Origin of the sequence: Halalkaliarchaeum sp. AArc-GB (assembly GCF_031432225.1) — an archaeon.
GTDB lineage: Archaea > Halobacteriota > Halobacteria > Halobacteriales > Haloferacaceae > Halalkaliarchaeum.
On record NZ_JAVKGM010000009.1, the window covers coordinates 55,144 to 80,250 of the forward strand.

Annotated in this window: 22 protein-coding genes; 7 read left to right on the forward strand and 15 right to left on the reverse strand. The window is 66.5% G+C overall.

The window, feature by feature from the left end; genetic code table 11:
- Window positions 1-70: 70 nt before the first annotated feature.
- The 3 genes from RH858_RS10030 to RH858_RS10040 all read right to left on the reverse strand — a co-directional run bounded on the left by RH858_RS10030 (window position 71) and on the right by RH858_RS10040 (window position 3,422).
- Window positions 71-1,093 carry a UbiA family prenyltransferase gene (locus RH858_RS10030; RefSeq protein ID WP_310561732.1) on the reverse strand — a complete coding sequence of 341 codons (1,023 nt, stop codon included), beginning with the start codon at window positions 1,091-1,093 and terminating at the stop codon, window positions 71-73.
- Window positions 1,094-1,419: 326 nt separating this feature from the next.
- On the reverse strand, window positions 1,420-2,553 hold the full coding sequence (locus RH858_RS10035) for a DUF373 family protein (protein ID WP_310561733.1): 1,134 nt from the start codon (window positions 2,551-2,553) through the stop codon (window positions 1,420-1,422).
- A 110-nt stretch (window positions 2,554-2,663) separates the two neighbouring features.
- Window positions 2,664-3,422 (reverse strand): hypothetical protein, encoded by a 759-nt coding sequence (locus RH858_RS10040; protein WP_259535010.1) that lies wholly within the window; start codon window positions 3,420-3,422, stop codon window positions 2,664-2,666.
- Between the two features lie 106 nt (window positions 3,423-3,528).
- On the opposite strand from RH858_RS10040, the gene RH858_RS10045 reads away from it, so the two are divergent.
- Both RH858_RS10045 and RH858_RS10050 read left to right on the forward strand, forming a co-directional pair.
- Window positions 3,529-3,960: a desampylase gene (locus RH858_RS10045; protein ID WP_310561734.1), complete on the forward strand. Its 432-nt coding sequence runs from the start codon at window positions 3,529-3,531 to the stop codon at window positions 3,958-3,960.
- 75 nt (window positions 3,961-4,035) lie between these two features.
- Window positions 4,036-4,398 (forward strand): rhodanese-like domain-containing protein, encoded by a 363-nt coding sequence (locus tag RH858_RS10050; RefSeq protein WP_310561735.1) that lies wholly within the window; start codon window positions 4,036-4,038, stop codon window positions 4,396-4,398.
- Between the two features lie 15 nt (window positions 4,399-4,413).
- Here RH858_RS10050 and RH858_RS10055 read toward each other — a convergent pair whose 3' ends face one another.
- Window positions 4,414-5,778 (reverse strand): geranylgeranyl reductase family protein, encoded by a 1,365-nt coding sequence (locus tag RH858_RS10055; RefSeq protein ID WP_310561736.1) that lies wholly within the window; start codon window positions 5,776-5,778, stop codon window positions 4,414-4,416.
- 168 nt (window positions 5,779-5,946) lie between these two features.
- Between RH858_RS10055 and RH858_RS10060 the strand changes: the two genes are divergently transcribed.
- Window positions 5,947-6,576, forward strand: a complete 630-nt coding sequence (locus tag RH858_RS10060; RefSeq protein WP_259535004.1) for a DUF6517 family protein — start codon at window positions 5,947-5,949, stop codon at window positions 6,574-6,576.
- A gap of 33 nt (window positions 6,577-6,609) precedes the next feature.
- Here the strand turns inward: RH858_RS10060 and RH858_RS10065 are convergent, their stop codons facing one another.
- Genes RH858_RS10065 through RH858_RS10085 form a run of 5 tightly spaced genes read right to left on the reverse strand, consistent with a single transcriptional unit; the run spans window position 6,610 to window position 10,700 of the window.
- Complete coding sequence (locus tag RH858_RS10065; RefSeq protein ID WP_259535003.1) at window positions 6,610-6,936, reverse strand: transcription factor S; 327 nt, start codon at window positions 6,934-6,936, stop codon at window positions 6,610-6,612.
- A gap of 50 nt (window positions 6,937-6,986) precedes the next feature.
- Entirely contained in the window at window positions 6,987-7,799 is an 813-nt protein-coding gene (locus tag RH858_RS10070) for an ABC transporter permease (protein ID WP_310561737.1), read from the reverse strand.
- A complete protein-coding gene (locus RH858_RS10075) occupies window positions 7,796-8,641 on the reverse strand; it encodes an ABC transporter ATP-binding protein (RefSeq protein ID WP_259535001.1) in 846 nt (281 codons plus the stop codon). The genes RH858_RS10070 and RH858_RS10075 overlap by 4 nt, the downstream gene beginning before the upstream one ends.
- The gene (locus tag RH858_RS10080; RefSeq protein ID WP_310561738.1) at window positions 8,638-9,546 is read right to left on the reverse strand and encodes an ABC transporter permease; all 909 of its coding nucleotides are present in this window, start codon (window positions 9,544-9,546) and stop codon (window positions 8,638-8,640) included. The genes RH858_RS10075 and RH858_RS10080 overlap by 4 nt, the downstream gene beginning before the upstream one ends.
- Window positions 9,543-10,700, reverse strand: a complete 1,158-nt coding sequence (locus RH858_RS10085; RefSeq protein ID WP_310561739.1) for an NrtA/SsuA/CpmA family ABC transporter substrate-binding protein — start codon at window positions 10,698-10,700, stop codon at window positions 9,543-9,545. Before RH858_RS10085 ends, RH858_RS10080 begins: the two co-directional genes overlap by 4 nt.
- A gap of 158 nt (window positions 10,701-10,858) precedes the next feature.
- On the opposite strand from RH858_RS10085, the gene RH858_RS10090 reads away from it, so the two are divergent.
- Window positions 10,859-11,398 (forward strand): DUF5797 family protein, encoded by a 540-nt coding sequence (locus tag RH858_RS10090; RefSeq protein WP_259534997.1) that lies wholly within the window; start codon window positions 10,859-10,861, stop codon window positions 11,396-11,398.
- Window positions 11,399-11,471: 73 nt separating this feature from the next.
- Here RH858_RS10090 and RH858_RS10095 read toward each other — a convergent pair whose 3' ends face one another.
- The 3 genes from RH858_RS10095 to thiL form a co-directional block, all read right to left on the reverse strand.
- Entirely contained in the window at window positions 11,472-12,497 is a 1,026-nt protein-coding gene (locus tag RH858_RS10095; RefSeq protein ID WP_310561740.1) for a DUF5787 family protein, read from the reverse strand.
- 25 nt (window positions 12,498-12,522) lie between these two features.
- Entirely contained in the window at window positions 12,523-13,503 is a 981-nt protein-coding gene (locus RH858_RS10100) for a PLP-dependent cysteine synthase family protein (RefSeq protein ID WP_310561741.1), read from the reverse strand.
- Between the two features lie 81 nt (window positions 13,504-13,584).
- Entirely contained in the window at window positions 13,585-14,484 is a 900-nt protein-coding gene (gene thiL, locus RH858_RS10105; RefSeq protein WP_310561742.1) for a thiamine-phosphate kinase, read from the reverse strand.
- A gap of 113 nt (window positions 14,485-14,597) precedes the next feature.
- On the opposite strand from thiL, the gene RH858_RS10110 reads away from it, so the two are divergent.
- The gene (locus RH858_RS10110; RefSeq protein ID WP_310561743.1) at window positions 14,598-15,629 is read left to right on the forward strand and encodes a lysylphosphatidylglycerol synthase transmembrane domain-containing protein; all 1,032 of its coding nucleotides are present in this window, start codon (window positions 14,598-14,600) and stop codon (window positions 15,627-15,629) included.
- 114 nt (window positions 15,630-15,743) lie between these two features.
- On the opposite strand, the gene RH858_RS10115 is transcribed toward RH858_RS10110, so the two are convergent.
- On the reverse strand, window positions 15,744-17,684 hold the full coding sequence (locus RH858_RS10115; RefSeq protein WP_310561744.1) for a PAS domain S-box protein: 1,941 nt from the start codon (window positions 17,682-17,684) through the stop codon (window positions 15,744-15,746).
- A gap of 196 nt (window positions 17,685-17,880) precedes the next feature.
- Window positions 17,881-18,210 carry a carboxymuconolactone decarboxylase family protein gene (locus tag RH858_RS10120; RefSeq protein ID WP_259534982.1) on the reverse strand — a complete coding sequence of 110 codons (330 nt, stop codon included), beginning with the start codon at window positions 18,208-18,210 and terminating at the stop codon, window positions 17,881-17,883.
- A 276-nt stretch (window positions 18,211-18,486) separates the two neighbouring features.
- Between RH858_RS10120 and RH858_RS10125 the strand changes: the two genes are divergently transcribed.
- Both RH858_RS10125 and malQ read left to right on the forward strand, forming a co-directional pair.
- A complete protein-coding gene (locus RH858_RS10125; RefSeq protein ID WP_310561745.1) occupies window positions 18,487-23,076 on the forward strand; it encodes a glycoside hydrolase family 15 protein in 4,590 nt (1,529 codons plus the stop codon).
- On the forward strand, window positions 23,073-24,596 hold the full coding sequence (malQ, locus tag RH858_RS10130) for a 4-alpha-glucanotransferase (protein WP_259534980.1): 1,524 nt from the start codon (window positions 23,073-23,075) through the stop codon (window positions 24,594-24,596). Before RH858_RS10125 ends, malQ begins: the two co-directional genes overlap by 4 nt.
- A gap of 2 nt (window positions 24,597-24,598) precedes the next feature.
- On the opposite strand, the gene RH858_RS10135 is transcribed toward malQ, so the two are convergent.
- Window positions 24,599-25,045 carry a ferritin-like domain-containing protein gene (locus tag RH858_RS10135; RefSeq protein ID WP_310561746.1) on the reverse strand — a complete coding sequence of 149 codons (447 nt, stop codon included), beginning with the start codon at window positions 25,043-25,045 and terminating at the stop codon, window positions 24,599-24,601.
- Between the last annotated feature and the right edge of the window lie 62 nt (window positions 25,046-25,107).

The following is a 25,107-nucleotide window of genomic DNA, read 5'->3' on the forward strand; positions in this document are numbered from 1 at the left end:
TATGCCGCCGGCTACACCTTCTCTAATATCCCAACGTGTGAATCCCACGGCTTCAGCCGTGTGGAGGATGTCAAAGGATCGTTGCGACGACTGCGATGACGGCGGCGACGACGTACTGTGATTCGACGGCGACAGTGAGACGATTGTACCGGTCGGTGTGTCCCACGGCTCCGGACAACACGAGCGAGTACGCCGTACCTACGGCGAGACCGATTCCCAACGGCACGCCGATGAGACCGTACTGCACAGCCAGCCCGACAAGCAGTAGCAGAACGACACCGACGCCACAGAGCAGGTGCCGGGTTCGGCGCACCCCGAAGACGACGGGGACTGTCGACACGCCGATCGCAGTGTCCTCGCGGACGTCGCGAACGTTCGGTATCTCCGTACTGACGACAACACCCAAAAAGAAGTACGCGAACGCGAACCCGGCCGCCGGAGTGAACTGGGCGTTCGCGAACGCCAGTGGGAGAAACGTGAGCGTAAACGCCCACGCAAACGCCACGACCGCCGTGTTCACGAACAGGACGTCCTTCAGGCGTCTGAACCCGGTTGTCGACTCGGGGATCCAGTCGGACGCGTACAGGAGCCAGAACAGGCCTGGAAGCAATGTGATCGAAAGCGACAGTGGCCCGCCGAGGATCGACAGCGCAACTGCCACGCTGTATGCCAGAGCGGCTACGAAGTACAACACGTCGGCGTGGCGCCGCGCGAACTCGGCCTGCCGAGGTTTCGCCACGACGTCGCTTTCGGCGTCGGCGATCCTGTCAGTCGAGTAGACGGCGAAGGTAACCAGCCCGATCACGGCCGGAGCAAGGTTGAGCGGAACGGACAGTATCCAGATCGCAATCAGTGCCTGTAGCGAGGCGATGAAAGCCAGATACAGCGAACTGTACCGCACCGTCGCGAGGAACTTCTCCCCGATCGTAACCCCGGAATCACCCCTGTACTTAACGTACGGCCCCTCGTCCGACGGGTTCGGATTGTGGCTCGGCCATCTCTGGTCGTCGTTCGACCCCTTCTCGTCGTTGGGCGGCCACTCACGCTGGTCGTGTTCGGCTGCGTCGTCGACGATCGGCTGTTGTTGAACCATACGGATTCGGAGGACGATCGGACGGAGCGATCACCATCAATTGCACAGCCCACCGTTATAGGCATTTTGTCGGTTTACATATACATTAACAACACCTAACATATACCACATTACAGAAGTAAGGTCAATTACGTACAGTACTTTCTCCGTATTTTGTTTTAGAAAAGATCAGAAAGTAGATTTTCAATATATAATTTATAAAGTACCCATCACACATATTATCAACAGTTGTATTGCCAAATTATCTCTCCGGTCGTCCGTGAATGTAATTCCGTAGATAATTAATAGATCGGCTGACCGTTTCAAGATAGGACGGACCTACGAACTCATCCGGAGTCGCGTTCCTCGCCGTCCGGTTCTAACACCTCGTCGAAGGCGTCGGAGCCAACGTCGGCGGCGATCTTGACGCCGAGCAGGCTCACGATTAGGCCGGCGATAATAAACGCCGCGAGTCGCTGGAGCGCCGGGATCGTCACGCCGAGCAGTTCGAACGAAGCGAGGATCGCCTCCTGTTCGAGGAAGTAGCCGGCGAACCCGCGGACGACGAGCCCAATCGCAACTACCACGAACGGGAGGTTGAGATACGGCGTCCGAATCCCCTCCTCGCGGATCGCTTCATCGAGGAGGCGCCCGGTACTCGCGGTCAACGCGGCGGTCGCGAGCCACGGGACGCTGCTGTAGGCAAACTGCATCACCGGGACGATCGTCCGGGCTTCACCAGAAAGCTCCGAAGCCGACAGTGCGCCGAAGAAAGCGCCGACGAGCGCGAGCCCGGCGGCAACCACGTAGGTGACGATCGACACCTGGCCGGCGTACAGCGCCTCGCGGGCACGGTCCGGCGCGTGGGAGACGTGCTCGTCGATCGCCATCCCCTTGTACAAAAGCGCCGCGCCCAGCAGTCCCGCCAGTCCCGCGAGCGCGACCGCCGGCGAAAACTGCAACAGCAACACCGGCAACAGAAGCAGCGCGATCCCCAGCGGCACCAGCACCGTCGAACGGAGCTCCTCGTCGGCGAGGAACTGCTTGAGGAGGTAGTAGGTCGATTCGATGTCCCGGCTCTGTCTGACCACGACACGCGACACCCCGTCGACCGGGATCCGACTCTCGACGATCGGGATGATCCGCTCGTCCTGTGCGCTGTCGACGACGACGATCGCGGCGTCGGGATCGTACCGCTCGATCAACTCCTCCAACTGTGCGGCGATCGATCGATCCGCATTCACCATCGAGTCCCCGCCGCCAGAGACGACGGCGACGACGGAGTCTTCCTGTTCGTCCCGGAGATCCCGAGCAATACGCAACCCTTCGAGCAGACAGTTCACCGTCGAGTCCTCGGGATCCACGAGGCCGATCTCGGTCACGAGCGATCGAACCGCCTCCCACCCCGACACCGGCATTCGGACCCCCGTGTTCCGGGCGATGTCGTTCGACCGGTCCACACAGCACACGAGCGTCGTCACGTGCGAACCGAACGCCCCCTGTGATAAAAACTCTCCCCCGAAACCGACTGTTCGTCACCCGTTCTCGCGGAGGGTGACCGGTTCACTCCGGTCAGTTCGTGCCGACGGAGTCACTCCGGCCGAGGCCGAATGAGATCCGCAAGCGCCGCGAGCAGCCCGAGCAGCCATCCGGTCGGGACCGCGAGCGCGAACCACATCAGCGCGAAGCCCTCCCCCTCGACGAAGAGGTACTGCGCGCGCAGCGAGAACGTCGCCCGGAGCCACTCCGAGAACCCGCCCACCACGAGCACGGTGTCGAGGATCCAGATCGCAAGCTCCTCGCTTGGATCGAAGATCAGCGCCTGCAGCGCCGGGACGAAAAGCGCCGCCACCACCGGTGGCAGGAAGATCGCCGTGAGCGCGAACGGATACGCGAAGACGACGCTGGTTCCCCGGCCGCCGATCCGGGAGAAGAATACGGCCGCGCCCGCCGAGACGACGGCGACGACGCTGGCGGCGACGACCGCGAGGAACTCCTCCCAGGGGAGCTGGAAGTGGGCCGCAACCGACAGCGCCCCCCAGACGACGGCCGCCAGCAGCACGGCCCCGACGATGCCGAGCCTCGTTGCCGCGCTGTCGAGCTTGCTCGCGTTGTACCGTACCGCGACCCCGACGAGCAACAGCGGGTAGCCGATCGCCACGAGCGGGACGCCGACCGTCGCCCACCCGTAGTAGGCGATCTCCTGTACGGTGGTCTCTGGTTTCCACTTGCCGAGGACGCTCCCGGGGTCGAGCTGCCGCGGAAACGCGAGCTCCATCCACGTCTCGTGGAGCCGCACGAGGTCGATACGGATCGCGTCCCCCAGTCCGGACGAACGACGAGCCTCCATCGACTGTGAGTGTATCCTCACTCTACCTGAAGCTTGCGCTCGACGGAGACGTCCCGGCGCCTCGCGCTCCGGGAGCGTTTTACTCGACGGGCCCAAAGCCCAGCCAATGCCGGCGTTCACGCGAAACGCGTACGACGAGCTCATCTCCCGCGCAAGGCGGGGCGGCGACAGGGAAGTCTGTGGCGTGCTCGGCGGGAGGCCGACGACTGGGCTGTCTGAACCGGTCGTCGGTTCGGTGTATCCGGTCGACAACGTGGCCGACGCGCCGCGCACCCGGTATGAACTCGATCCGGAAGGGCAACTCGAGGCGATCGAAACGCTGGAGGACCGCGGGGAGACGCTCGTCGGCTTCTATCACTCCCACCCCCGTGGACCTCCGGTACCCAGCGAGACGGACGTCGGGGCGGCGACATGGCCCGGGGCGTCGTACGTGATCGTCGCGCTCGGCGGGGAACCGTACATCGGCTCGTGGCTGTGGGACGGCGAGGAGTTCGACCAGGAACTGGTCCGGATCGTTGTCGACGAGCGGGACAGATAGGCCGCACGTCACTGGAACCACAAGGCGTCGGCCCGGACAGAACGATTCAAAAGTCCCCACCCCGAACGGACGGACATGGTCGAGGAACTCACGCCCGAGGAAGTGAAAGCCAAGGTGGACACAGGAGAGATACAGGTGATCGACATCCGCGACGAACGGGCGTTCGAAGAGGGGCACGTTCCGGGGGCGGTGAACGTTCCGATGAGCGAACTCCCGCGGGCAGTCGACCAGGTCGACTGGGAGGAAGAGATCGTCTGCGTCTGTCCGATCGGGCAGTCGTCGATCCAGGCGGCGAAGCTGGTCTCGAGTTTCGAGGGCGTCGACGACGACGCGAGAGTGACCAGCATGAAGGGCGGGTACCGTGCGTGGGACTACGAGCTCGAATCAGGCACCGGAACCGGCGAGGCGGACGCCGAAACGGAGTCTACTCCACAGTAGCTGGCGACTTCGACGTTAGTATTTCGGCTCCGCACCACAGATCTCGTAGACGTCCTGGAGAATCTCGTCCCGCCGACGCTGCCAGGCGGGGAAGTTGGCGGGGTCGCTCGGATACACCTCGTACTGTTCGATCAGCGCGTCCGCCCGGTTTCTGATCCGGTACAGTTCCAGCAGGGTACCCCAGTGTCCGACGGTGTTCAAAAGCGTTCTGACGGCCGTCGCCGGACCGAGCGACAGGGTTCCGCCCGAGAGAGCGTCGACGAGTTGCTGCCCTGGAACCGATGAGACGACGTCGGTGAGTTCGTCGACGTCGTGTGCGGTGCCCCAGATGTTGTAGAGGTCGGCGGCGGCGAACCGTTTGCCGAAGTCGGTCATCACCTCGCGGTTGTACCGCCACAGCGCCGCCTCGCTCACGTCGCCCGCAGAGATCGCCCGGACGGCCTCCCGGGCGGCCCAGTGGCCGGCCTTCGCCGCGCCGGGGATCCCGCCCCCGGTCGTGGGATTGACGTGGCCGGCCGCGTCGCCGGCCGAAAGGAAGCCGGGCGCGACTGCCGAGTCGTACGGGCGGCGGGTCGGCAGGGCGGCGCCGAGTTTGTCGACGACGGTGGCGTTCCGGAGCTCCGGGTCGCTGGCGACGTGTCGGGCCAGGGCGTCGACCAGATTCATCGCCTCCTCGCTCATCTGGAACCCGACGCCGGCGTTGATCCGGGTGGCCGATCGCGGGAAATACCACAGGTAGCCGAGCTGGTCGGTCGGCGCGAACACGATGGCATCGTCCCACTCGACCGGCTCGGGGAGCTCTAGAAGCTCTCGATAGGCGGAACAGTACTGGGTGTACGAGACGTTCGTGTCGAATGTCGCCCCTGAGAAGTCAACGGCGTCCTGGAGGATCGACAGCGCGCCGGCGGCGTCGATCACGACCGCAGCCTCGTAGGTTTCGACCGCGCCGTTTCGCACCGCCCTGACCCCAGTCACCCGGCCGTCGTCGTCCTGTCGGACGTCGTTTACGACGGTCCCGTACCGGATCTCCGCGCCGAGACGCTCGGCTTCCTCGAGGATCACCTCGCCGTACCGCTTTCGGTCGAGCACGACACCGGTCTCATCGAACTCGATTTCGACGTCCTCGCCGGTTTTCGGGTTCCGGAAGATCCCCCGGCTGATCTCCCCGTTGGTGAACGACTCCTGTTTTAGATACGACAGATCGATCACGTCCGGAAACGCGGCCGCTCCTTTAATCGCGTCGCCGCAAGCGATCCGACCGGCCTCCGCCGCCGGCTTCCGCTCGAGAACCACCACGGAAACCCCGTCGCTGGCGGCGGTCGCGGCGGCGAACGCGCCGGCGGTTCCCCCGCCGACGACGACGATATCGTGGGTCGGCATATCGGAAGTCATTCCGGCGGTGACAAAAGTCTTCTTTCAGCGGATCGTGTCCCGTCTGTGATTTTCCGGTCCGCAGCGAGCGATATTGGTCACTACAGAACACGAAGACGGTTTCAAATTTCGTACCTGCCCGAAAAGTAAAAACCGGTCGGTCGGCTCAACAGTGGTATGGACACAGGTGCGATACCGGGGAACACGTCTGTCGGGCGGCTGCTCGTCGCGGTGGCGCTCGTGGTCGTGCTGGCCGGCTGTGCGGGGGGATCGTACTCGTTTGCCGCCGAACCGGCCTCGATCGACGGGGATGACCTGTCGGACGCCGGCTACGAACACGCAGAGCCGGAGGCGATCGAGATCCACGAACAGTTCGAGGTCGCCGACCAGGGCGTCGAAATCGAGCTCCGTTCGTGGGTCGCCGGCTACGAACGAAGCGCAGGCGACGGGCTCTTTCTGGTCGTGAGCACGCCCGACGCGACGGTGGCGGGCCAGTCAGTGAACCCGCTGGCCCGGCTGTCCGGAACCGAGCTGATCTCGCGGGCGCTGGAGGCGAGTGGCGACGAAGACGGGGAACTGCGCGACGTCGAGGAAGTCGCAGTCGAGGAGCGGACGATTCTCAACCAGGAGTCGTCGGTCCGGAGTTACGAAGGCGTCATGGAGACCGACGAGGGCGACGTGCCGATCGCGTTCCACCTGGCGACCGTCGAACACGAGGGGGACGTGATCGTGCTTTTGGGCGTGCATCCCCAGGCGTTCGACGAACGTGAAACGCAGCTCGGACTGATGGAAGTCGTCGAACACTGAAGCAGACAGACCGACGGCAAAACCGGCGTCAGGTCAGTGGTCGTCCTCGCGCCACTTGTACTCGCATTCCGTACAGATGAAGAATCGCGTCTCGGACTCGTCGGCCGACCGGATCTGCTGCATGTACCAGTGGGCCCGGTCGTTGCCACACTCCGGACAGCGGGCGCTCGTCGTCGGGAGCCCCTGATCCTCGGCGTCGCTCACGTCGACGATCTCCGACTTCTGTTGCCCCTGGGTGGTTGTCATCGCTGCGTCCTCCTCGGCGTCCCGTCCCTCGACGTAGCCGCAGGAGGTACACTCCCAGACGTCGCTCTCCTCGCCGGCCCGCATCATCGAGCCGCACTCATCGCAGAATTTCATGCCCGGCACAAGCGCCGTCGAGCACTTAAATCGACGGAAATCCGTCCGTCTCAGACTGTATGGCCGGCATCGGTCTCCAGCCACGGTAGCAGCCATCCATCGAGGCGGCCGACCGCCGCCGTGGAGGCCACCCCGAGCCCGCCGATCGAGAGCATCCCGACGACGATGTACGGGTACGAACCGCCGGTGTACGCCGACCACGTCAGATATCCGAGGCCGCTCCCACCGGCGAGCATCTCCGCGGCCACGAGATTGAGCCACGCGAGCCCCATTCCGACGTACAGCCCGGTGGTGATCGACGGCAGCGCACCCGGCAGCACGACGTGCCGCACGATGCCGACCGCGTCTGCACCCAGCGACCGAGCCGCCTTCGCGTACTCCTGGTCGACGCTTCGCCCGCCCTCGACTGCGTTGAGCAAAACCGGATAGAACGCCCCGAGAAAGGTGATGAACATGATCCCCGGCTCGGTTCCGGGGATGAGCAGGATCAGCGCCGGGATCCAGGCGATCGGCGGGATCGGCCGGACGAGCTCCAGCGCCGGTAGCGTCAGGTCCCCAAAGGGCTGGTGCCACCCCGCGAGCAGCCCGATCGGCACCGCGATCGCGGCCGCAAGCAGGAACGGGACGTACACCCGGACCGCGCTCGTGAGCGCAGACGAGTGAAACGACGGGTCCACGACGGCGGTCGCGAAAGCGCCGGCGACGACGGGCGGCGTCGGGAGCCCCTGGGCGACCGTCGAACCAACCACCCACCAGACGAACACGAGTCCCGAAAGCGAAACGACCGGGGCGAGTCGGTCGATCGGAACGTCCGGGAGCACTCCGTCGGTCGAGCGAAGCGACGGGAGGCGGTCGGCTGTCATCTCGACGTCCCTCCGGCGATCCCGTCGCTTTCGGCGGAGCTGGTCTCCGTAGCTGACCGGTCGTCCCCGTCGAACTCCGCGCCGGCCTCGCCGTGGATCGACGCGAGCAGTTCTCGCTTCAGTTCGGTGAACGTCTCGGTTGTCCGGGAGTCGTGATCCCGAGGGCGGGACAGCGGGACGTCGACGACTGTTTTGACGGTTCCCGGACGAGCGGTCATCACGACCACACGGTCGGCAAGCAGGATCGCTTCCTCGACGTCGTGAGTGACGAAAAGCGCCGTCGCGTCCGTCTCCCGCCAGGCCGAAAGCAGTTCGATCTGCATCCGGCCTTTGGTCATGGCGTCCAGCGCGCTGAACGGCTCGTCCATCAGCATGATCGACGGCTCGTTTGCGAGCAACCGTGCCAGTTCTGCCCGCTGGGCCATGCCGCCGGAAAGCTGGTTGGGATACGAGTCGGCGAACTCCGAGAGGCCCATTCGATCGAGGAGATCCGCAACGTGATCCGTCGGCCGGTCCCGCATCTTTGGTCCGAACGCGACGTTCTGGCGGACGGTCTTCCAGGGGAACAGCCGGTTCTCCTGGAACACCACCCCGCGCTCTGGGTCGGGGCCCGACACTGGGTCGCCGTCCACCAGGACCCGTCCGGAGGTCGGTTCGACGTGGCCGGCGACGCAGTCCAGAAGTGTGCTCTTGCCACAGCCGGACGGCCCGAGCACGGTGAGGAACTCCCCGGGTTCGATCTCGAGGTCCAGTTCGTCGACGGCGACGACGCGTTCCTCGTCCCCGCCGTACACCTTGGTCAGCCCCTCGATTTCGACGCGGCCGCCGGAATCGGTCGTCACTGTCCCACCCCCGAAGTATCCTCCTCGAGCCACGGGCCGAGTGTCGTCGCCGCCCGCGAGACGATCGCCGTCGAGACCGCACCGAGGAACCCCACCGCGATCATGCCAACGACCACCGACTGGACGTCGACCAGCCGGTACGCCTGGAACACAACGTGGCCGAGGCCGTACTCGCCGGTGATCATCTCGGCGGCGACCACCGTGATCCAGCCGAGACCGACACCGATCGTCACGCCGGTGAGGATCGACGGCAGCGCCGCCGGCAACACGACGTGGCGAAGCGTCTGTCGGTCGCTCGCCCCGAGACTTTCGGCAGCACGGCTGTACTCGTCGTCGACGGATTCGACCCCCCGGATCGTGTTGACGAGCGTGGGGAAGAACGCCCCGAGGAACACCACGAACAGCACCCCACTCCGGACGGTCGGAAAGATAACGAGCACCAGCGGCACCCACGCGATCGGCGGGATCGGCCGGAGGAACTCGAGGGAGGGAAACAGGTAGCGTTCGAACCGCCGGCGCGTCCCGATCAACAGCCCCAGCGGGACGGCGACCGCGACCGCGAGGGCGACACCGCCAGCCACTCGTCCGGCGGTGTAGACGGCGTGGAGGTAGATAGTTGCGCCGTCGGCGACTGGTTCCCCGGCGAGATGCGATGCGACTGCGGCGGCGGTTTCGCCCGGCGAGACGAACACTCCGAACCCCAGCACGCCGAGCCGGACGAACACCCACCACGCCGCAAACAGTGCGACAACTGAGACGCCGCGTCGGACGGGTCGCGGGATCGATTCGATCCCGGCAGTCCCGGTTTCGATCGACCCCGCCAGTCGGCTCCGTCCGGATTCTCCCTTCCAGGGGCGCCACCGCTTGAGGCCGAGCCGGCGCCACCGTTCGAAGTCGACGCTCACGGACGCTCACCCGCGCGGTGTGGATCCCAGTCCACCTCGTCGTCCAGTTCGTCGGTCGCCTCGGCGAGCAAATCGGCGTCGAACCGACCGGAATCCGGCTCGTTGTCGATCACCCCGGCCTCCTCACGCAGGAACGCAGGTCCCGTTTCTGTCAGCAGCTCCCGGGCGGGGTCGACCGACGAGAAGTCGGTGTAAAACAGCTGGCGTTCGACGTCGGGATTGACGTCGAGGTTCTCGTAGAGGGTGGATCTGACGGTGTCGCGATCGAGATCCCGGCTCAGTTCCGCCTCCTCGAGACCCAGATCCAGCGCACGGTCCGGATCCGTGGCGAGCAGGTGTTTCGCCTCGAGTTCGGTCTTGAGCCAGCCTTTCGCCACCTCACGGTTCTCCTCGATCAACGAGTCGGGCATCACCAGCGCCCCCAGGTCCGGCTCGTCGTACTTCGCGCCGGTAAACAGGTACCGGGCGGCGTCGGCCTGCCGAACCACGCGGGCCATCGACGGCTCCCACCCGAAGGCCACGTCGATCGATCCCTCCCGCAGGTTCGTCACGACGGTGTTGATGTCCTGATCGCGGATCGTGACGTCGATGTCCTCGGCCGCGAGAACGGTGAGCAGGAACCGGTGAGACAGCGTCCCCTGCGTGACGTTGACCTCTCTGCCGTCCAGATCTTCGACGGAGTCGATATCCACCCCGTTCCGGACGACACAGAGATTCCCCTGCTGGCCCATCGAGTAGCCACTCAGGCCGACGACCCGGATCGGCGTGTCGTCGTTCGCCGCCGCGATGATCGCTGGGTTGTCGCCCATGTAGCCGAGATCAGTCTGTTCGGAGATGAGTCGATTGACCGTCGGCGCACCCTGCAGGACTGCGTGCCAGTCGACCTCGTATCCGTCCGGGAGGTGCTTTCGCCACAGTTCGCCGTGCCGGATCACCAGCGCCGAGAACGCCTCGCTGTAGTACGGGTGATAGTCGACGGTGATCGTCTCCGAGCCCCCGAACGCGCCGCCGAGACAGCCCGCCAGCGCCGGCAGTCCCGCCCCGGCTGCGACCGCTCCGCCGATCCCTTTCAGGGTGCGCCGTCGAGAGACGTCGCCGGAGCCCTTCAAAACCTCGCCGCACTGGCCGGTCCGTTCCGAGTCGCGTCGTTCCATACGTGCACGAACGACCAGCGCTTGAAAGCCGACCCGTTGCTGGTGACGCTCGCCACCGCTCCCGGATCGAGTCGAAAGTTACCGCTATCGGGAGCCCGTGACCCTCCCTGCCGACCGGTTCCGGAATCCCCTTATAAGCGACCCACGAACGACGGCGCATGGCCCTCACCGAGGAGGAACGAACGCGTCTGGCCGACGTCGTGGCGCTGCAGCCGACGAAGAACAGCGAACTCGGCGATCGGTGGGGACTCGAGTCGGGAAGCGAGGTGCACCGCTACCTGGAGGACCACCTGAACGAGTATTACTACCGCGACGAGAACAGCCTGATCCGGGCGACCGACGAGGCCGCGGAGCTGGTCGACGTCGAACCCGGCGTCGAGTCGGGGACCGCCCCCGGGGACGGCAACGGAACCGTCGGAAGCGGGGACGGCGAGGGAGTCCCAGACGTGATCCGGGTTCCGGAACTGCAAACGCGAATCTTCGCGGTCGTGGCCGGTCCCGAAGATCGCTCCGAGAGCGTTGTGAGCGTGCTCCACAAGCTCAGAGCGGAGTTCGACGTCGACCCCGACGTCGACGAAGTCAGAAAGGGGCTCCGGAGCCTCGAACGGAAAGGCGTCGTCGAGGTCGTCTACCGCACCGTGCCGACGTTCAAACTCGCCGTCGAGCGCGATTCGATCACCGTCGAGACGGCAGAGTGAACGGAATTCGATCACCGTCGAGACGGCAGAGTGAACGAAATTCGATCACCGCTGCCCGGAACCGGCCGGCCGATCACGTCCCGTCCCGGCCTCCCGACCTGGCCCGTTCGCGACGCTTCTGGAGCAGCCGCGTTATCCCCTTCCCTGGGCCCCCGTCGATCGGCCACCCGCGGGTGCGCCAGGCCGGCGGCTCCGGCGAGAACGCCTGACAGTTGCCGGAACATTCCGCAGCCGTCTGTTTTCTCTCCTTCGCCGTACACCACGGGGACAGCAGCCGGCCGTCCCGGCGGAGTTCGAACGCCCGACAGTCGGGACGCATCGTCCGGTGGTAGGAGCGCCACCCCCGGCCGAAAGCCCGTTCGGCGAGCTCGAGCCGTCTGCGCTTGCGATCCTCTGGGCGGTCGCCGTTTTCGGACGGATTACCCGCGTCGAGCCGGCTCGGAAGCCACTCCACGCTGGCGGCTTCCGGTCGGACGCCCGCCGAGAAGTCGAACGCGAGGACGCCCGCCTCGACCGGGAAGTCGGCGAGAAGCGCCCGCTCGACCCGGCCGCCGGTCGTGGCGGTCGCGAGCCACACCTCGTCGGCGAGTCCACGGTCGACGTCGTGCTGGAGCTGGCCCGCAAGCGCCCGGGCCGCAGAGGCGTCCAGGTCCGGCTTGTTCTCGATCGCGACGAGCCGCCGGACCCAGTCCGGATACGGGGCGATCCGTTTGATCTGGATCCGGTTGCCGTTCCGCCGGGTCTCGAGGAGTTCCCGCGCCGCCGCTCTGTGGATCGTCTCCCTGACGTACCGCCACGGGTAGCCGGGGTCCGGAAGGGCGTCGCGGTACCACATCCAGTCGGCGGGGGCGTTCCGGACGACGAACAGGAGATCCGAGTCGAGTTCGCGGGAGCCGAACGCCGCCCGTTCGCGCAGGCCGGCCGGATCCGCCTCGACGATCACCGTGTCCCACCGTCGCTTTCGAGTGCCCAGCTGTCGGGCGACGACGGCGGCTCGCGGGACGTCGGACGCCGCGTTCGATCCTGCCGGGGGCCAAGCAAGTTCCGCCCAGCGGCACACCCTGAGTTCGAACGCGAACTCGCCGCCGGTGGAACTCATCGTCTCCCGGAGGATCGTGGCCGGCTCATCCGGTCCACTCCTCGAAGCGGCCGTACACGCCCTTCGAGAGGTAGCGTTCGCTGGAGTCGGGGAAGACGGTGACGACGACGTCGTGAGGAGCCTCCAGCTCCCCCTCGCGGATCGCCCGGGCGACCCGCCGTGCGGCGACGCTGTTTGCGGCGGACGAAGAGGCGACCAGCTGTCCTTCCTCGGCTGCGAGCCGCTGCATCTCCTCGTGGACGTCCCGGTCGGAGATCGCGTACACGTCGTCGACCAGTTCCGGATCGAACAGTTCGTTTGTCGAGGTGTCGTGCGTGCCGATCCCCTCGGTCTTGTACTCCCCCTCCTCGACATCCCGGCCGAGGAACTCCCGGAAGATCGAGCCCTCGGGTTCGACCGCGATCACGAGCGTGTCGGGGTGTTGCTCGCGGGCGTACCGACCCATCCCCATCAGCGTACCGCCCGTCCCACAGCCGGCGACGACGGCGCCGACCTCCCCGCCGAGCGCCTCGTAACACTCCGGCCCGGTGGTCTCGTAGTGCGCTTCGGCGTTCAGGGGGTTTTTGAACTGCTGTGGAACCGCGGCGTTGTCCAGTTCGTCGGCGAGTTCGTGTGCCCGCTGGATGGCAAATCCCATCCCGTCCTCGGTGGGCGTGTTGATCACCTCGGCGCCGAGTGCACGCATTAGCTGTTGCTTCTCGACGGCGAACCCCTCCGGCACGACGAAGACCGCCTCTAAGTCGAGCTGTCCGGCCGCGACTGCCAGCCCGATCCCAGTATTGCCGGCGGTGGGTTCGATCACCGTTCCGCCGGGGTCGAGATCGCCCCGTTCGAGCATGCGTTCGAGCATGTACTTCCCGATGCGGTCTTTGATCGATGCGCCGGGGTTGAACGACTCCAGCTTCGCGTAAACCGGCACCTCCTCGGAGGACGCCCGAACGCGAACCAGCGGCGTCTCGCCGACCGTCTCCAGCACGGAACCGAGCGGTTCCCGGTGGGTCGTCATACCCGGGGAAACGACAGCCCGGCTTGAGTAAGTTGCCATCCGGGCGAGGTGCCCGGCACGAAGGAGTTCCGGAGTTCCTGATCACTCGTGGGTGTATCCACGGTCCGGCAACGGCCGCGAGTCCGACTCCCCCGGCCCGCCGACGACCGTCACTCCCTCCCCCGGGTCGGTGACCCGCCCTACCAGCGTGAGTGGCACCGGACAGTCCTCCCTCGCGGCAGCGACCGCGGAGTTCGGCAGCGTACAGACGAGTTCGAAGTCCTCGCCGACGTGGACGGCTCGCTCGAACCGTGTTTCGGGGTCTGCAGACAGGTTTTCGAGCTCCGGGTGCACCGGGAGCGCGTCGGCGTCGATCCGGAAGCCGCAGTCGCTCGCCGCAGCAAGCTGGTGGAGCGACCGGGCGAGCCCGTCGCTCGAGTCCATCATCGCCGTCGCCGTGGCGGCGAGCGCCCGACCGGCCTCGATGCGGGGTTCGAACCGGAACAGCTCGTTCGCTCTCTCGACGTCGCCGGCGTCGAACAGGTCGAGGGCCGCCGCCGTCCGGCCCCACTCGCCGGTGACACAGACGGCATCCCCTGGCGACGCTCCCGATCGCGGGACGGGGTCGTCGGTCCGCCCGACGGCAGTCGACGTCACCGTCAGCTCCCGGTGGGTGTCCAGGTCGCCGCCGACGTAGTCGGTGCCGACACGATCACAGACGTCCCGGGCTCCCTCGAGGAAGTCCACGAGCGGTTCCTCCTCGAGCGCCGTCGGTGCGTAGGCGGCCACCGCCCCGAGTGGTTCCGCCCCCATCGCGGCGACGTCGGACAGGGAGACGCCGACCGAGCGCCACCCCACCGTGTACGAGGTCGTCCCCGCTGGGAAGTCCGTCGACGCGTGGAGCATGTCGGTCGTGAGGACCAGCCCGTCGACGACCGCGCAGTCGTCGCCCGCGGACGGCAGATCGGCGGCGAGCAGTCGGAGCGCGTCGCGTTCGTTCACGTGCGTGTGTCGGCAGGATCCCTTAAAAGGAGTTTGCACCCGAAAGCCGGGGAGCCGACACCGAGCCGGAGACAGTCGACGGTTGTTTAAAAGCGTCGGACGCAACGTCCCGTATGTCGCGTCGCGAGCGCCTCCGGACGCTTCTGGGGTTTACTGCAGCGGTCGCGATCGTTGCGGGGCTCGCGGTACTGGTCGGGGTCGAGGAGTTTTTAGCGGCGCTGGTCGCGGCCGACCTCGCGCTCGTGGGCGTCGTCGGAGTCGTCACACTCGGGTGGTTCCTCGCGTGGGGGATGGCGCTTCGATCGGTGCTTTCGAGCCTGGACAGTCCAGTCTCGCGGTTTCGGGGATTTCTGTTGTACGGCGTCGCCGCCTTCGCCAACAACGTCACACCGTTCGGCCAGGCGGGCGGCGAGCCGGTGACGGCGTTGTATCTCTCCCGAACGACGAAACTGGAGTACGAACGTGGTCTGGCGGCGATCGCGAGCGTCGACACCGTGAACCTCCTGCCGTCGACGGCGTTTGCCCTCGTGGCAGTGCTCTGGCTCGGCGCCACGGCGACGGTGGGCGAGGACGTCCTGCTGGCGGCGGTCGCGGCCGCCGTGGCCGGCCTCACGCTTTTGATCCTCGCTACATTCGCCTGGCGGTTTCGGGCCCGCCTCGCCGATGCGATCGCGCCCCGGATCGCCGGCGGGCTCTCGCGGCTTGCGAGCGTGATACCCAGCCTGTCGGCGCCGACGACCGACGGGATCCGCCGGCGGATCGACGGCTTCCTCGGGGCGATTCGGCGCGTCGGAACCGACCGCCGGCGGCTCGCAGTTACCGTCTCGTGGTCGACAATCGGCTGGGCGTGTCAGGTGCTCGCGCTGTGGCTCGCCTTATGGGCGGTCGGTGCGCCGATCCCGATCGCCGTCGCAGCGCTCGTGGTCCCGCTGGGGGCGGTCGCGGGCGGCCTCCCGCTGCCGGGCGGCGCCGGCGGGATCGAGGGGGCGCTCGTCGCGCTGCTCGTGGCCGCCCCCGTCGAGGTGACTGCGGCGGCGGCGCTTGCGGGCGTGATCGTCTTCCGCGGGTTCGTCTACTGGCTCCCGGTCGTCGTCGGGGGAACCGTGGTGGGGCTCAACACCGTCCGGGAAGCCGGCCGGATCTAACTGCTGGACGACCCTGATCTGTCGCCCCACGTTGGTCAGTCACGCGGTCGCGATCGCTTACGGAAGTTCAATTCGCGGTTCAGCGCGGAGAGGATGTCAACAGTGATTCTCGGGTCAGTCCCCGTCGGTCGGCGTCCCGCGCGGGAGTTCGATCGTGACGAGGTTCCCCCGCGGTTCGACCTCGCGTACGGTGATCGTTCCGCCGGATCGGGCGACGATCCAGTAGACCAGCCACAGCCCCAATCCGCTGCCGTGTGAAAGCTGGTTCGGCGGTCGACCGTTCTCGAGGACTGCCCGGTCCATCTCCGATATCGCGGGGTTTTGGTCCCTGATCGAGACGTGGACCGACTCTGTCGCTTCGGTAATGCGGATCTCGGCGGACGGCCGTTCCACGTCGGCGTGTTCGACTGCGTTTTCGAGGAGCTCGTCGATCGCATCCCCGAGGTTCGGCGAGGCGGTGGCGACCGCCGACGCGGGCGCCACGACGTCGACGCTGGCGTTCGGGTGACGGTTTTCGATCCACCTTGCAGCCGCCCGACAGCCGGCCGCCACGTCCATCGTTTCCCTGTCGGTTCGCTTCCTGAGGATCTCGGTGACTGCCCTGGATTTCTCCGCAGTCTCGAGCAGTCGTTCGACCGGGGTGAGGATCCCGTCGGCCAATTTTACGGTCTCCCCGTTCGTTTCCTCGCGGATCTGCGCTGCCCGGCCGTGGACGACGTTCAGTTCGTTGCGGATGTTGTGTCTGAGCAGTCGATCGACGACTGCGAGGTGTTGCTCCCGCTCGGCGTCGTCGGTGACGTCCCGCATGATCGCGACCGCTCCTCGTACTGCATCGGCGCCGTCGCTGGAGGCGTCCGTAGGGCCGGCGCAGTCGGCAATGCCGTCGCTCCCGATCGGATAGTACCGGACGTCGAGAATGCGATCCCCCTGCTGGTCGTGGGTCCGCCGCATCCGGTATTTGACGGAGTCGCCCGCGAGCGCACGCTGGATCCGGTCGCTCGCCGCGTCGTAGGTCTCCTCGTCGACAACGTCTCTCACCGTGAGCCCGTCGACCGAATCGGGATCGATACCGTGGAACCGACAGTACGGCCCGTTCGCAAACACGAGGCGTTCGTCGGCGTCACACGCCGCGATCAGGTCGTAGGCGCCTTCGACTGCACATTTGTACTGGACGAGCTGCTCCTCCCGCCGTTTCAGCTCGGTGAAGTCTCGACAGATCGCGATCGTTCCGGCCAGTTCGTCGCTCTCGTCGTAGAAGGGGTACCGGAGAGTGTTGAACGATCGTTCCTCCTCGGTGCCGGGAAACGACGGGGAAACCTCATAGGAGACCGATTCCTCGCGTTCGAGCACCTCGCGCTTCCGGTCGGCGACGAACGCGGCCGACTCCGCGTCCATGAACGCGAACTCGTCGCGGCCGACGAGTTCGTCGGTGGGGACGCCGGTGTGCTCGCTTACGGCCTCGTTTGCCACCACGAAGTTCCCGTCGAGATCCTGCAGCATCACCGGATCTTCGAGCTGCTGCACGATCGTCTCGTACACTTCGAGGTCGCGAGAAAGCCGTTTGTACTCGGTGATTTCGTTCTGGATCGCGACGAACTCCGTGATCTCGCCGGTTCCGTTCCTGATCGGTGCGATCGTCTGGTTTGCGTAGTACAGCTCCCCGTCGGCACGGTGGTTCGGGACCTCCTCGCGCCACACCTCGCCCGCGAGGATGGCTCCCCACATCCGCTCGTAGTACTCCTCGGGGAGTTGTCCCGACTTGAGGATTCGCGGGTTGCGTCCGATCGCCTCCGCTGCGTCGTAGCCGGTGAGTTCTTCGAAGGCCGGATTGACGTACTCGATGGTACCGTCGGTGTCGGTGAAAAACACCGCCGAGGCGGACTGCTCGACGGCTCGACGGAAGTACGCGGCGTCGAACGTATCGTGTGCGATAGAGTCTCGCTTCGTCGACTCGTTTTCGGTCCGTTCGGTATCGTCCGCTCGTCTGTTGCTTTCGGGAAGCGAACCGCCGCGGGTCCCCGACTGCATATTGTCCTCGAATGTATCGTGAGTCATGATAGTGAACCGCAGAACCTCGGCCCGTGTACCCAAACTCTATCCGACTGCTCAACGGAGAGATCTGTACGTGACCTGGCGATCTCGGTGTCTGTATATACATTCAGCCGAAGAAGAATAAACGTTCTGTGAGATCGAATGGCAGGATATTACCCGAAAACGACCCACGGAGTGGCCCTCTCCCGGGAAAATAGCCTCACTCCGTTACGTCCCGGATCCAGGTCAGCCCGGCGATCGCCTTCGGGAACCCGATCGTGGGGATAGCCAGGATCGCCGCGTGTTCGAGCGTCTCCGGGTCGACCCCTTCTTCGAGCCCCCGCCGGACGTGCGAGTGGACCGCCCCCTCCGACTCGGCGGCGATCGCGAGCGCGAGTTTGACCAGCCGCTTGGTCTCGTCGTCGATCGGGCCTGCCGCAGCGCACGCCTCTCCGAGGTCGGCGTAGGCGTCCCACACGTCGCGGTGCTCTGTCGCGAATTCGCCGGCCGAGGCGGGCAGCTCCTCCGGATCGTCGATCTGATCTGACATGCGATTAACTATCACGTCGAGTGGTAACATATCTTTCCCTGTCGACGACGAAACGACCGAGTCCCGGCGAGCCGAGGAAACGAAAACGTGTTCGCGCAACGACGATGGGCCGGACGTCACGGCGATAGGACGACCGAAATGGTTACTACGTGCGTAGTACTTATTTGAAGAATACGGACGCGCGATCGGAGTCGAGAACGGCGAGACGGTGTCGGTCTCGTCGCGGGGGAACCGGGACGAGAAATCACTGCGATCGGAACACGAACGAGATACACGATGCGCACAGCGATACCCGAACACGAACGCGACAGGGGAGCAGAGGAGTGGTACCCGGGAGAACGCCGATCGACGGAGGGCCTTTTCAGTGGCGACGCGGGACGGCTGGTGTACGTCGATCGGAACGGGTCGCTGCGGGATTACTCGGCGGCGACGCTCGGATTACACGGGATCGAACGCTCGCGGCTGGGCGTCCGCTCCCGCGAAGGGACGAACTGGTTCGACGAGCTGGAGACGAGCAGACAGGCCTACGACGGGGAGACGACGGTGGTCGTGACCGAGCACGACGCTGGATCGTACACGATCAGGCAGTACGATTACACGCTCGACGGGGCGCACCTGACCCACTTCGAACTCCACGGGGAGGTGCCCGACCGGGCGCGGATCGTCGCGGCAGTGCAGTTCAGGCCGGACGGCCAGCGCCGGAGCACCGGACTGCTCCGCCACGAGGACGTCCTCGAGGTGTTTCACGACGCCGAACACGACTACGTGACCGCTTCGACCGGGCTCGACAGGGCGATCGGCCGTCCCCGCGAGTGGTTCGAATCGTTGTCGACGACGGGAGTGGCTGACCCTGCAGGCGGCGCTGCCGACGACGGGGAGAGCAACGGCAAGGAGGACACCGACGACACGGATCTCGAGTACGCCCGCGAGGAGAACGGCGTCCATCACCCGCTTTCGGACACCGTCCTCCTCGAGGTGCCGCTCTCGGACGACGGCGACTTCCTGCAGACGACGCTCGTCACGCTGCTTGCCGACAACCGCGAGACCGAACGCGAGGACGCACTGGCCCGCGTCAGGGCCTTTGCCGATCACTACCAGACCGACCGGCAGATCCGCAACCGCGCGATCGCGGCGGTCGATCCCGACGTTGCCGGCGTCCCGTACCGCGAGGCGATCCGGACGGACTTCCGGGCGATCTCACTGTTGACGGCACCGACGGGGGCCCGGATCAAAGGCCCAGAATACGACCCCTCCCACGTTCACTCCGGCGGCTACGGCTACGCCTGGTTCCGCGACGACGCCGCCGTCTCGCGACGGCTGCTCGATCTCGAGAGGACGTTCGATCTCGACCTGGGCGACCGCCATGCGGACGCCTGTGACTTTTATCGCCGAACACAGCTACCGGACGGGAGCTGGCCACAGCGGGTGTGGGCCCACAACGGATCGCTCGCGCCGGGATGGGCGAACGACCGCGTCTCCGGTGAGGGTCGGATCCACCAGCCGGACGGGACCGCAAGCGTCCTCACATACCTCGCGACGTACCTTCGGACAGCAACCGACGCCCCGGAGCGCGCTGGGTCGATCGAGGGAACGATCGAACGCGCGTTCGAGGCGCTTGTCGACGATCTCGACGCGGACGGGCTCCCCGGGAACTGCCAGGGGGTCTGGGAGACCGAGATCGGCCGCTTTACCCACACGGCCGCGGCGTTCCTGGAGGCGTTTTCCGGGGTCGCCCGCGCGCCGGTCGACGAGGAGCTGAAAGCGGAAGCGCGACGGCGGGCCGACGCGATCTACGAGCGGCTGGACGACCGGTGGGACGGCGACCGCTACCTCCGCAAGCCCGGGGACGAACGGTTCGACGCCGCCACGCTCGCGCTCGCGAGCGCCCACCGGGAGTACGCCACGCTCCGCGACGGGATCGACGCCGACCGGCTCGACCGGCTCGAAACCCACGTCGAGTCCACGATCGATGGGCTCCGCCGTGGCGGGGGGGGCGGCGTCTCCGGGATGGCACGCTACCAGGGCGACGACTGGCGTCGGCCGTCCGACGCCGGCGAGAAGATCTGGCCGCTTTCGGTCGCGTGGGCTGGGGAAGCCAGCGCCGACCTGGGTGTGCTCTTGGCATCGGCCGGCGAGGACGACGCGTCCGCCTCCGCGTTCGAGCGGTCGCGGGATCTGCTCTCGCTTCTGGCCCCGGACGGGCCGCTTTCGGGGCCAGGGGGTTCGCTTCCAGAACAGACCTTCGACGACGGCTCGCCCGACAGCGCCGTCCCGTTCGCGTGGGCTCACGCGCTCCGGGCCGGGACCGTCGCCCGACTCGCGGCGGCCGACGCCGTCGGCGTCGAGGCCGAACCGACGCAAGTGACCGGCCCGGCGGGGCATTCGACGTGGACCACAGGCGAGACGTACGGCGTCGGGACCGCCTGCGATCACAACGCGTCGGATCCCTCCCGCGTGTGGTTCACGCTGACGGAGGGAGCCCTGACGGAGCCCCGGTTCCCCCGCGTCGATCTGATGAACTTCCGCACGATCGACTTCCTCGTCGTCGACGCCGACGCCGAGTCGTCGTACACCGCCCGAACGCACAACGAAACGCGGACCGACGACGACGCCGAGACGATTTCCCGATCCACCGAGATGGTCGGCACCGAGGGGCCGGTGTACAGACAGACGATCGCAGAGACCGGCCGCGACGGCCACGAGTGGGAACTGGTCGTCGAGTACGTGACAGACCCGGGAAGCGAGTCGATCCTGCTGGACGTGAGCTTCACCGCCCGCGACGGGAACGGCTACGACGTGTACGTCGTCGGAAACGCGGCGCTTTCGGGGTACATGCGAGGAACCGAAGCCCGTACGGTCGCAGACGGCGACGGCTACGCGCTGGCAGCCAGTGAGACCGGTGCCGCCGAGGACCCCGCGATCGTCGACACCGACGGCGAGCCCTACCGGGTCGCCGCCGCGATCGCCTCGCGGCGCCAGTTCGAGTGGGCGACCGTCGACCGGTCGGGAAGCGACGGTCTCGTCGGCCTGTTTGCCGACGGCACCCTCCCCGAACCCCGGGGGGAGACCGAGCCGGGACACGCCGTGCTCGTCGGTCGGCTCGGGACTGACGTCGGCTCGCTCGCGGACCTCGTCTCCGTCGGGTTCGCCGAGGAGGCCGACGTCGACGACGCAATGATGGAAGCCAAACGGACGCTCGATGCGGGCTACGTGTCCGTCCGGGAGGCGTACCTCGACGGGTGGCGGTCGTACCTCGACCGGTTCGAGCCGCCCGAAAGCGTCGCCGGGGATCCGGACCTCCGCCGGCAGTACCGCGCGGCGATCGCGGTGCTGAAAGCAGTCGAGGACAAGACGTTCACCGGCGCCGGGATCGCGAGCCCGTCGGTTCCGTGGGGCGAGGCAGTCGACGCGACCGATCCCCGCGACTTCGGCTACAACTTCGCGTGGGCCCGCGACCTCTATCAGGTGTTTTCTGCGCTGCGGGCGATCGGCGACGTCGAAAGCGCCGTCGACTCCCTCGAATACATTTACGAGTACCAGCAGCGCGTCAACGGCTTCCTGCCGCAAAACACCTACCTCGACGGCCGGACGCGCTGGGGCGGCGAACAGCTCGACAACATCTCGTTCCCGTCGGTGATGGCCTACCAGCTCGCGGACCATCACGGGATCGGCTTCGAGGACGTGAGCTACGACTACGGCAACGTCCGCGGCTCCCTGGAGTATCTCCTCCGGTCGGGCCCCAGATCCGGCCAGGAGCGGTGGGAGGAGGAAGCCGGCTACTCGCCGTCGACGATCGCCGCCGAAATCGCGGGGCTCGCCTGCGGGGCGTCACTGGCCGACGGGGAGGGGGAACGCGCCGACGCGCTTTCGTATCTGGCTCACGCCGACGACTGGCGCGCTCGCGTCGACGACTGGTGTGCCACCGCGGGCACCGGACGGTTCGAGCCGGCGCCCTACTACGTGCGGGTCACCCGCAACGGAAACCCCGACAGCGGCGTCCGCCGCGAACTGGCGAACAACGGACCGACCCTCGACGAGCGGGAGATCGTCGACGCCGGCTTCCTCGAGCTCGTCAGGTTGGGGATCCGGGATCCGGACGATCCGCCGATCGAAAACTCCGTGGCGGTCGTCGACGACGCGATCCGGACGGAGACCCCCCACGGCCCGGCGTGGTACCGGTACAACGGCGACGGCTACGGGGAGATCGGCGACACGGAACCCGACGAGGGGGCCCCCTGGGGAACGAACCGGAACGGGAGCGGCCGGCTGTGGCCGATCTTCACCGGCGAGCGCGGCGAGTACGAGCTCCAGCGGGGCACCGACGGCGGCGAGCTCGATCCCAGCGCGTTGCTCGAGACGATGGCGGGATTCGGAAACGACGGACGGATGTTGCCAGAACAGGTGTGGGATCGCGAATACCCGACCGAGTACGGCTGGGAGTTCGGCGAGGGAACCGGTGCGGCGACCCCGCTGGCCTGGAGCATGGCCGGGTTCGTTCGGCTGGCCCACGGCATCGACGCCGGCGAACCCGTCGAGACCCCCCGGTTCCTGGCCGAACGGTACCGGGAAGGTGACGCCCCCGAGGGACCGTCGCTATCGATCGCCGAACCCGCTGTCGAAACGAACGACGACGGGTCGACAGTCGTCGCGGTGTCGGGCGAAACCGACGGCGACGAGGTCGTCGTCTGGGCGCCAAACGAGACGATTTCGGTTCCGGTCGACGACGGCACCTTCGAGACCGCCCTCGAGGTCGAACCCGGTGCAGACGAGATCCGCGTGATCGCCGCGAGCGACGCGACGGAGCTGGTCGACGTCGGGACGACGATGGCGCCGGTCGATCTCGGGGACGTTCACGGGGAGCAATGACCGACTTCGAGCGGCGATCGGGGGTGTTCTGCCATCCCACCGCGCTTCCCGCCCCGGGCGGGATCGGGACGATCGGCGCGCCCGCTCGACGCTTCCTCGACCGGATCGCTGAGGCTGGCCAGTCACTGTGGCAGCTGTGTCCGCTCGGGCCGACCGTCGGAATCTACGGCAATTCGCCGTACCAGACGTGTTCGGCGTTCGCAATCGACCCGTTGTTGATCGACGTCGATGAGCTGGTCGATCGGGGGCTGCTCTCTGCAGACCGTGTCGAAACCGAGCGCGACGGGTCTCCGAAGCTGTCCGACGACTGCGTCGACTACGACGCCGTCCGGGAATACAAACGACCCCTGCTTCGGGAGGCGTACCGGAGCTACCGGGAGCAAGGACCGTCCGACCTCGTCGAAACTGTCGAGGCGTTCGACTCGCGGGCAGAGTGGCTCGGGGATTACGCCCTCTACAGGGCACTGAAGGAACGGTTTGGCGATCGGTCCTGGACCGACTGGCCGGCTGAGTTCCGCCGTCGGGAGCACGACGTACTCGAGCGTGCCCGCGACGAGCTGGACGACGAGATCGGCTATCGGATCTTCCTGCAGGCGGTCGCCCACGACCAGTGGTATCGGCTCCACGAGTACGCGACGGATCTCGGGATCGACGTCGTCGGCGACGTGCCGATCTACGTCGCACACGACAGCGCCGACGTGTGGGCCCACAGGGAGCTGTTCGAACTGGACGCCGACGGGGAACCCGCCGTCGTCGCCGGCGTTCCACCCGGGATCGACGACGACGGCCAGAAGTGGGGGAACCCGGTGTACGACTGGGACGCGCTGTCGACGACCGGCTACGCCTGGTGGGTCGACCGACTGGCGTGGACCCTGGATCTCGTCGACGTCGTCCGGCTCGATCACTTCCGGGGGTTCGAGAGCTTCTGGGCGATCCCCGCCGACGCACCCGCACGCGAGGGGGAGTGGCGACCGGGGCCCGGACGGGACCTGTTCGAGACGATCGAGCGGGCGGCGGATCCGGTCAAGGAGGGGCTGCCGGCAATCGCCGAGAACCTGGGTCACGTCACCGACGAGGCGGAAACACTCCGCCGGGAGCTCGCCGCCCCGGGAATGAACGTCATGCAGTACGCCGACTGGTGTACCGACGACCACGGCTACCAGCCACACACGTACGACGCGGACAGCGTGGCGTATCCGTCGACGCACGACACCGACACCGTCCGCGGCTACTACGAGTCACTCGAGGGGGGACACCGGGATTGCTTACACTACTACATGGCAACCGACGGGAGCGAGATCCACTGGGAGTTCATCGAGGCGGCGTGGGAAAGCGACTCCGTGTTCGCGATTGCGCCGCTACAGGATCTGTTCGGACTGGGAAGCGACGCCCGGTTCAACACGCCCGGTACCCTCGCGGGAAACTGGGAGTGGCGGTGTCCGTCGGCACTGCTCGCGGAGTTCCCCGCCGAACGGCTGCGTGAATTGACCGGGCGAACCGGCCGGCTGCCGGAGAACTAGCGCTACTCGTACTCGCGTTTGAAGCTGAGGAACTCCGCCTTGTGGGCCTGCTCGTCGGCGAGCAGCTCGACGGCGAGGTCCTCCGTCACGTAATCGCCCGCCTCTGCAGCGGCCTCGACGAGTTCCTCGTAGGTTTCGATCGCGTCGGATTCGGCCTCGAGGACGCCGTCGATCACCGAGAGGACGTCCGCGGTGTCCTCGGGCGGCTGGAGGGACTCCTGTGCCGCGGAGAACTCCATCGACGCGGGGGGGCGCTCGCCGTAGTAGCGCAGCCGGTAGCCGAGCTCCTCGGCGTGGCCCAGCTCCTCCTCGATGTCCTCCTTGAGCGACTCGGCGACCTCCTCGCCGCGGATCGTCTCGAGCAGGATCGCGTTGGCCATGTAGTTCATGACCGTCTCCATCTCGTCGTTGTACGCCTCTTTGAGCAGTGAAACTACTTCGTCTGCCATTACGTTCTCCCTTCGTGGAGGAGCCTGAAAGAGGTACGTGTTTCGTCAGGCGACGTGCAGTT

Coding starts and splice junctions, on each gene's coding strand:
- RH858_RS10030 (WP_310561732.1), bottom strand. CDS start 1,093: ATGGTTCAACAACAGCCGATCGTCGACGACGCAGCCGAACACGACCAG.
- RH858_RS10040 (WP_259535010.1), bottom strand. CDS start 3,422: ATGGAGGCTCGTCGTTCGTCCGGACTGGGGGACGCGATCCGTATCGAC.
- RH858_RS10045 (WP_310561734.1), top strand. CDS start 3,529: ATGCCGGCGTTCACGCGAAACGCGTACGACGAGCTCATCTCCCGCGCA.
- RH858_RS10050 (WP_310561735.1), top strand. CDS start 4,036: ATGGTCGAGGAACTCACGCCCGAGGAAGTGAAAGCCAAGGTGGACACA.
- RH858_RS10055 (WP_310561736.1), bottom strand. CDS start 5,778: ATGCCGACCCACGATATCGTCGTCGTCGGCGGGGGAACCGCCGGCGCG.
- RH858_RS10060 (WP_259535004.1), top strand. CDS start 5,947: ATGGACACAGGTGCGATACCGGGGAACACGTCTGTCGGGCGGCTGCTC.
- RH858_RS10065 (WP_259535003.1), bottom strand. CDS start 6,936: ATGAAATTCTGCGATGAGTGCGGCTCGATGATGCGGGCCGGCGAGGAG.
- RH858_RS10070 (WP_310561737.1), bottom strand. CDS start 7,799: ATGACAGCCGACCGCCTCCCGTCGCTTCGCTCGACCGACGGAGTGCTC.
- RH858_RS10085 (WP_310561739.1), bottom strand. CDS start 10,700: ATGGAACGACGCGACTCGGAACGGACCGGCCAGTGCGGCGAGGTTTTG.
- RH858_RS10090 (WP_259534997.1), top strand. CDS start 10,859: ATGGCCCTCACCGAGGAGGAACGAACGCGTCTGGCCGACGTCGTGGCG.
- RH858_RS10095 (WP_310561740.1), bottom strand. CDS start 12,497: ATGAGTTCCACCGGCGGCGAGTTCGCGTTCGAACTCAGGGTGTGCCGC.
- RH858_RS10100 (WP_310561741.1), bottom strand. CDS start 13,503: ATGACGACCCACCGGGAACCGCTCGGTTCCGTGCTGGAGACGGTCGGC.
- RH858_RS10110 (WP_310561743.1), top strand. CDS start 14,598: ATGTCGCGTCGCGAGCGCCTCCGGACGCTTCTGGGGTTTACTGCAGCG.
- RH858_RS10115 (WP_310561744.1), bottom strand. CDS start 17,684: ATGACTCACGATACATTCGAGGACAATATGCAGTCGGGGACCCGCGGC.
- RH858_RS10120 (WP_259534982.1), bottom strand. CDS start 18,210: ATGTCAGATCAGATCGACGATCCGGAGGAGCTGCCCGCCTCGGCCGGC.
- RH858_RS10125 (WP_310561745.1), top strand. CDS start 18,487: ATGCGCACAGCGATACCCGAACACGAACGCGACAGGGGAGCAGAGGAG.
- malQ (WP_259534980.1), top strand. CDS start 23,073: ATGACCGACTTCGAGCGGCGATCGGGGGTGTTCTGCCATCCCACCGCG.
- RH858_RS10135 (WP_310561746.1), bottom strand. CDS start 25,045: ATGGCAGACGAAGTAGTTTCACTGCTCAAAGAGGCGTACAACGACGAG.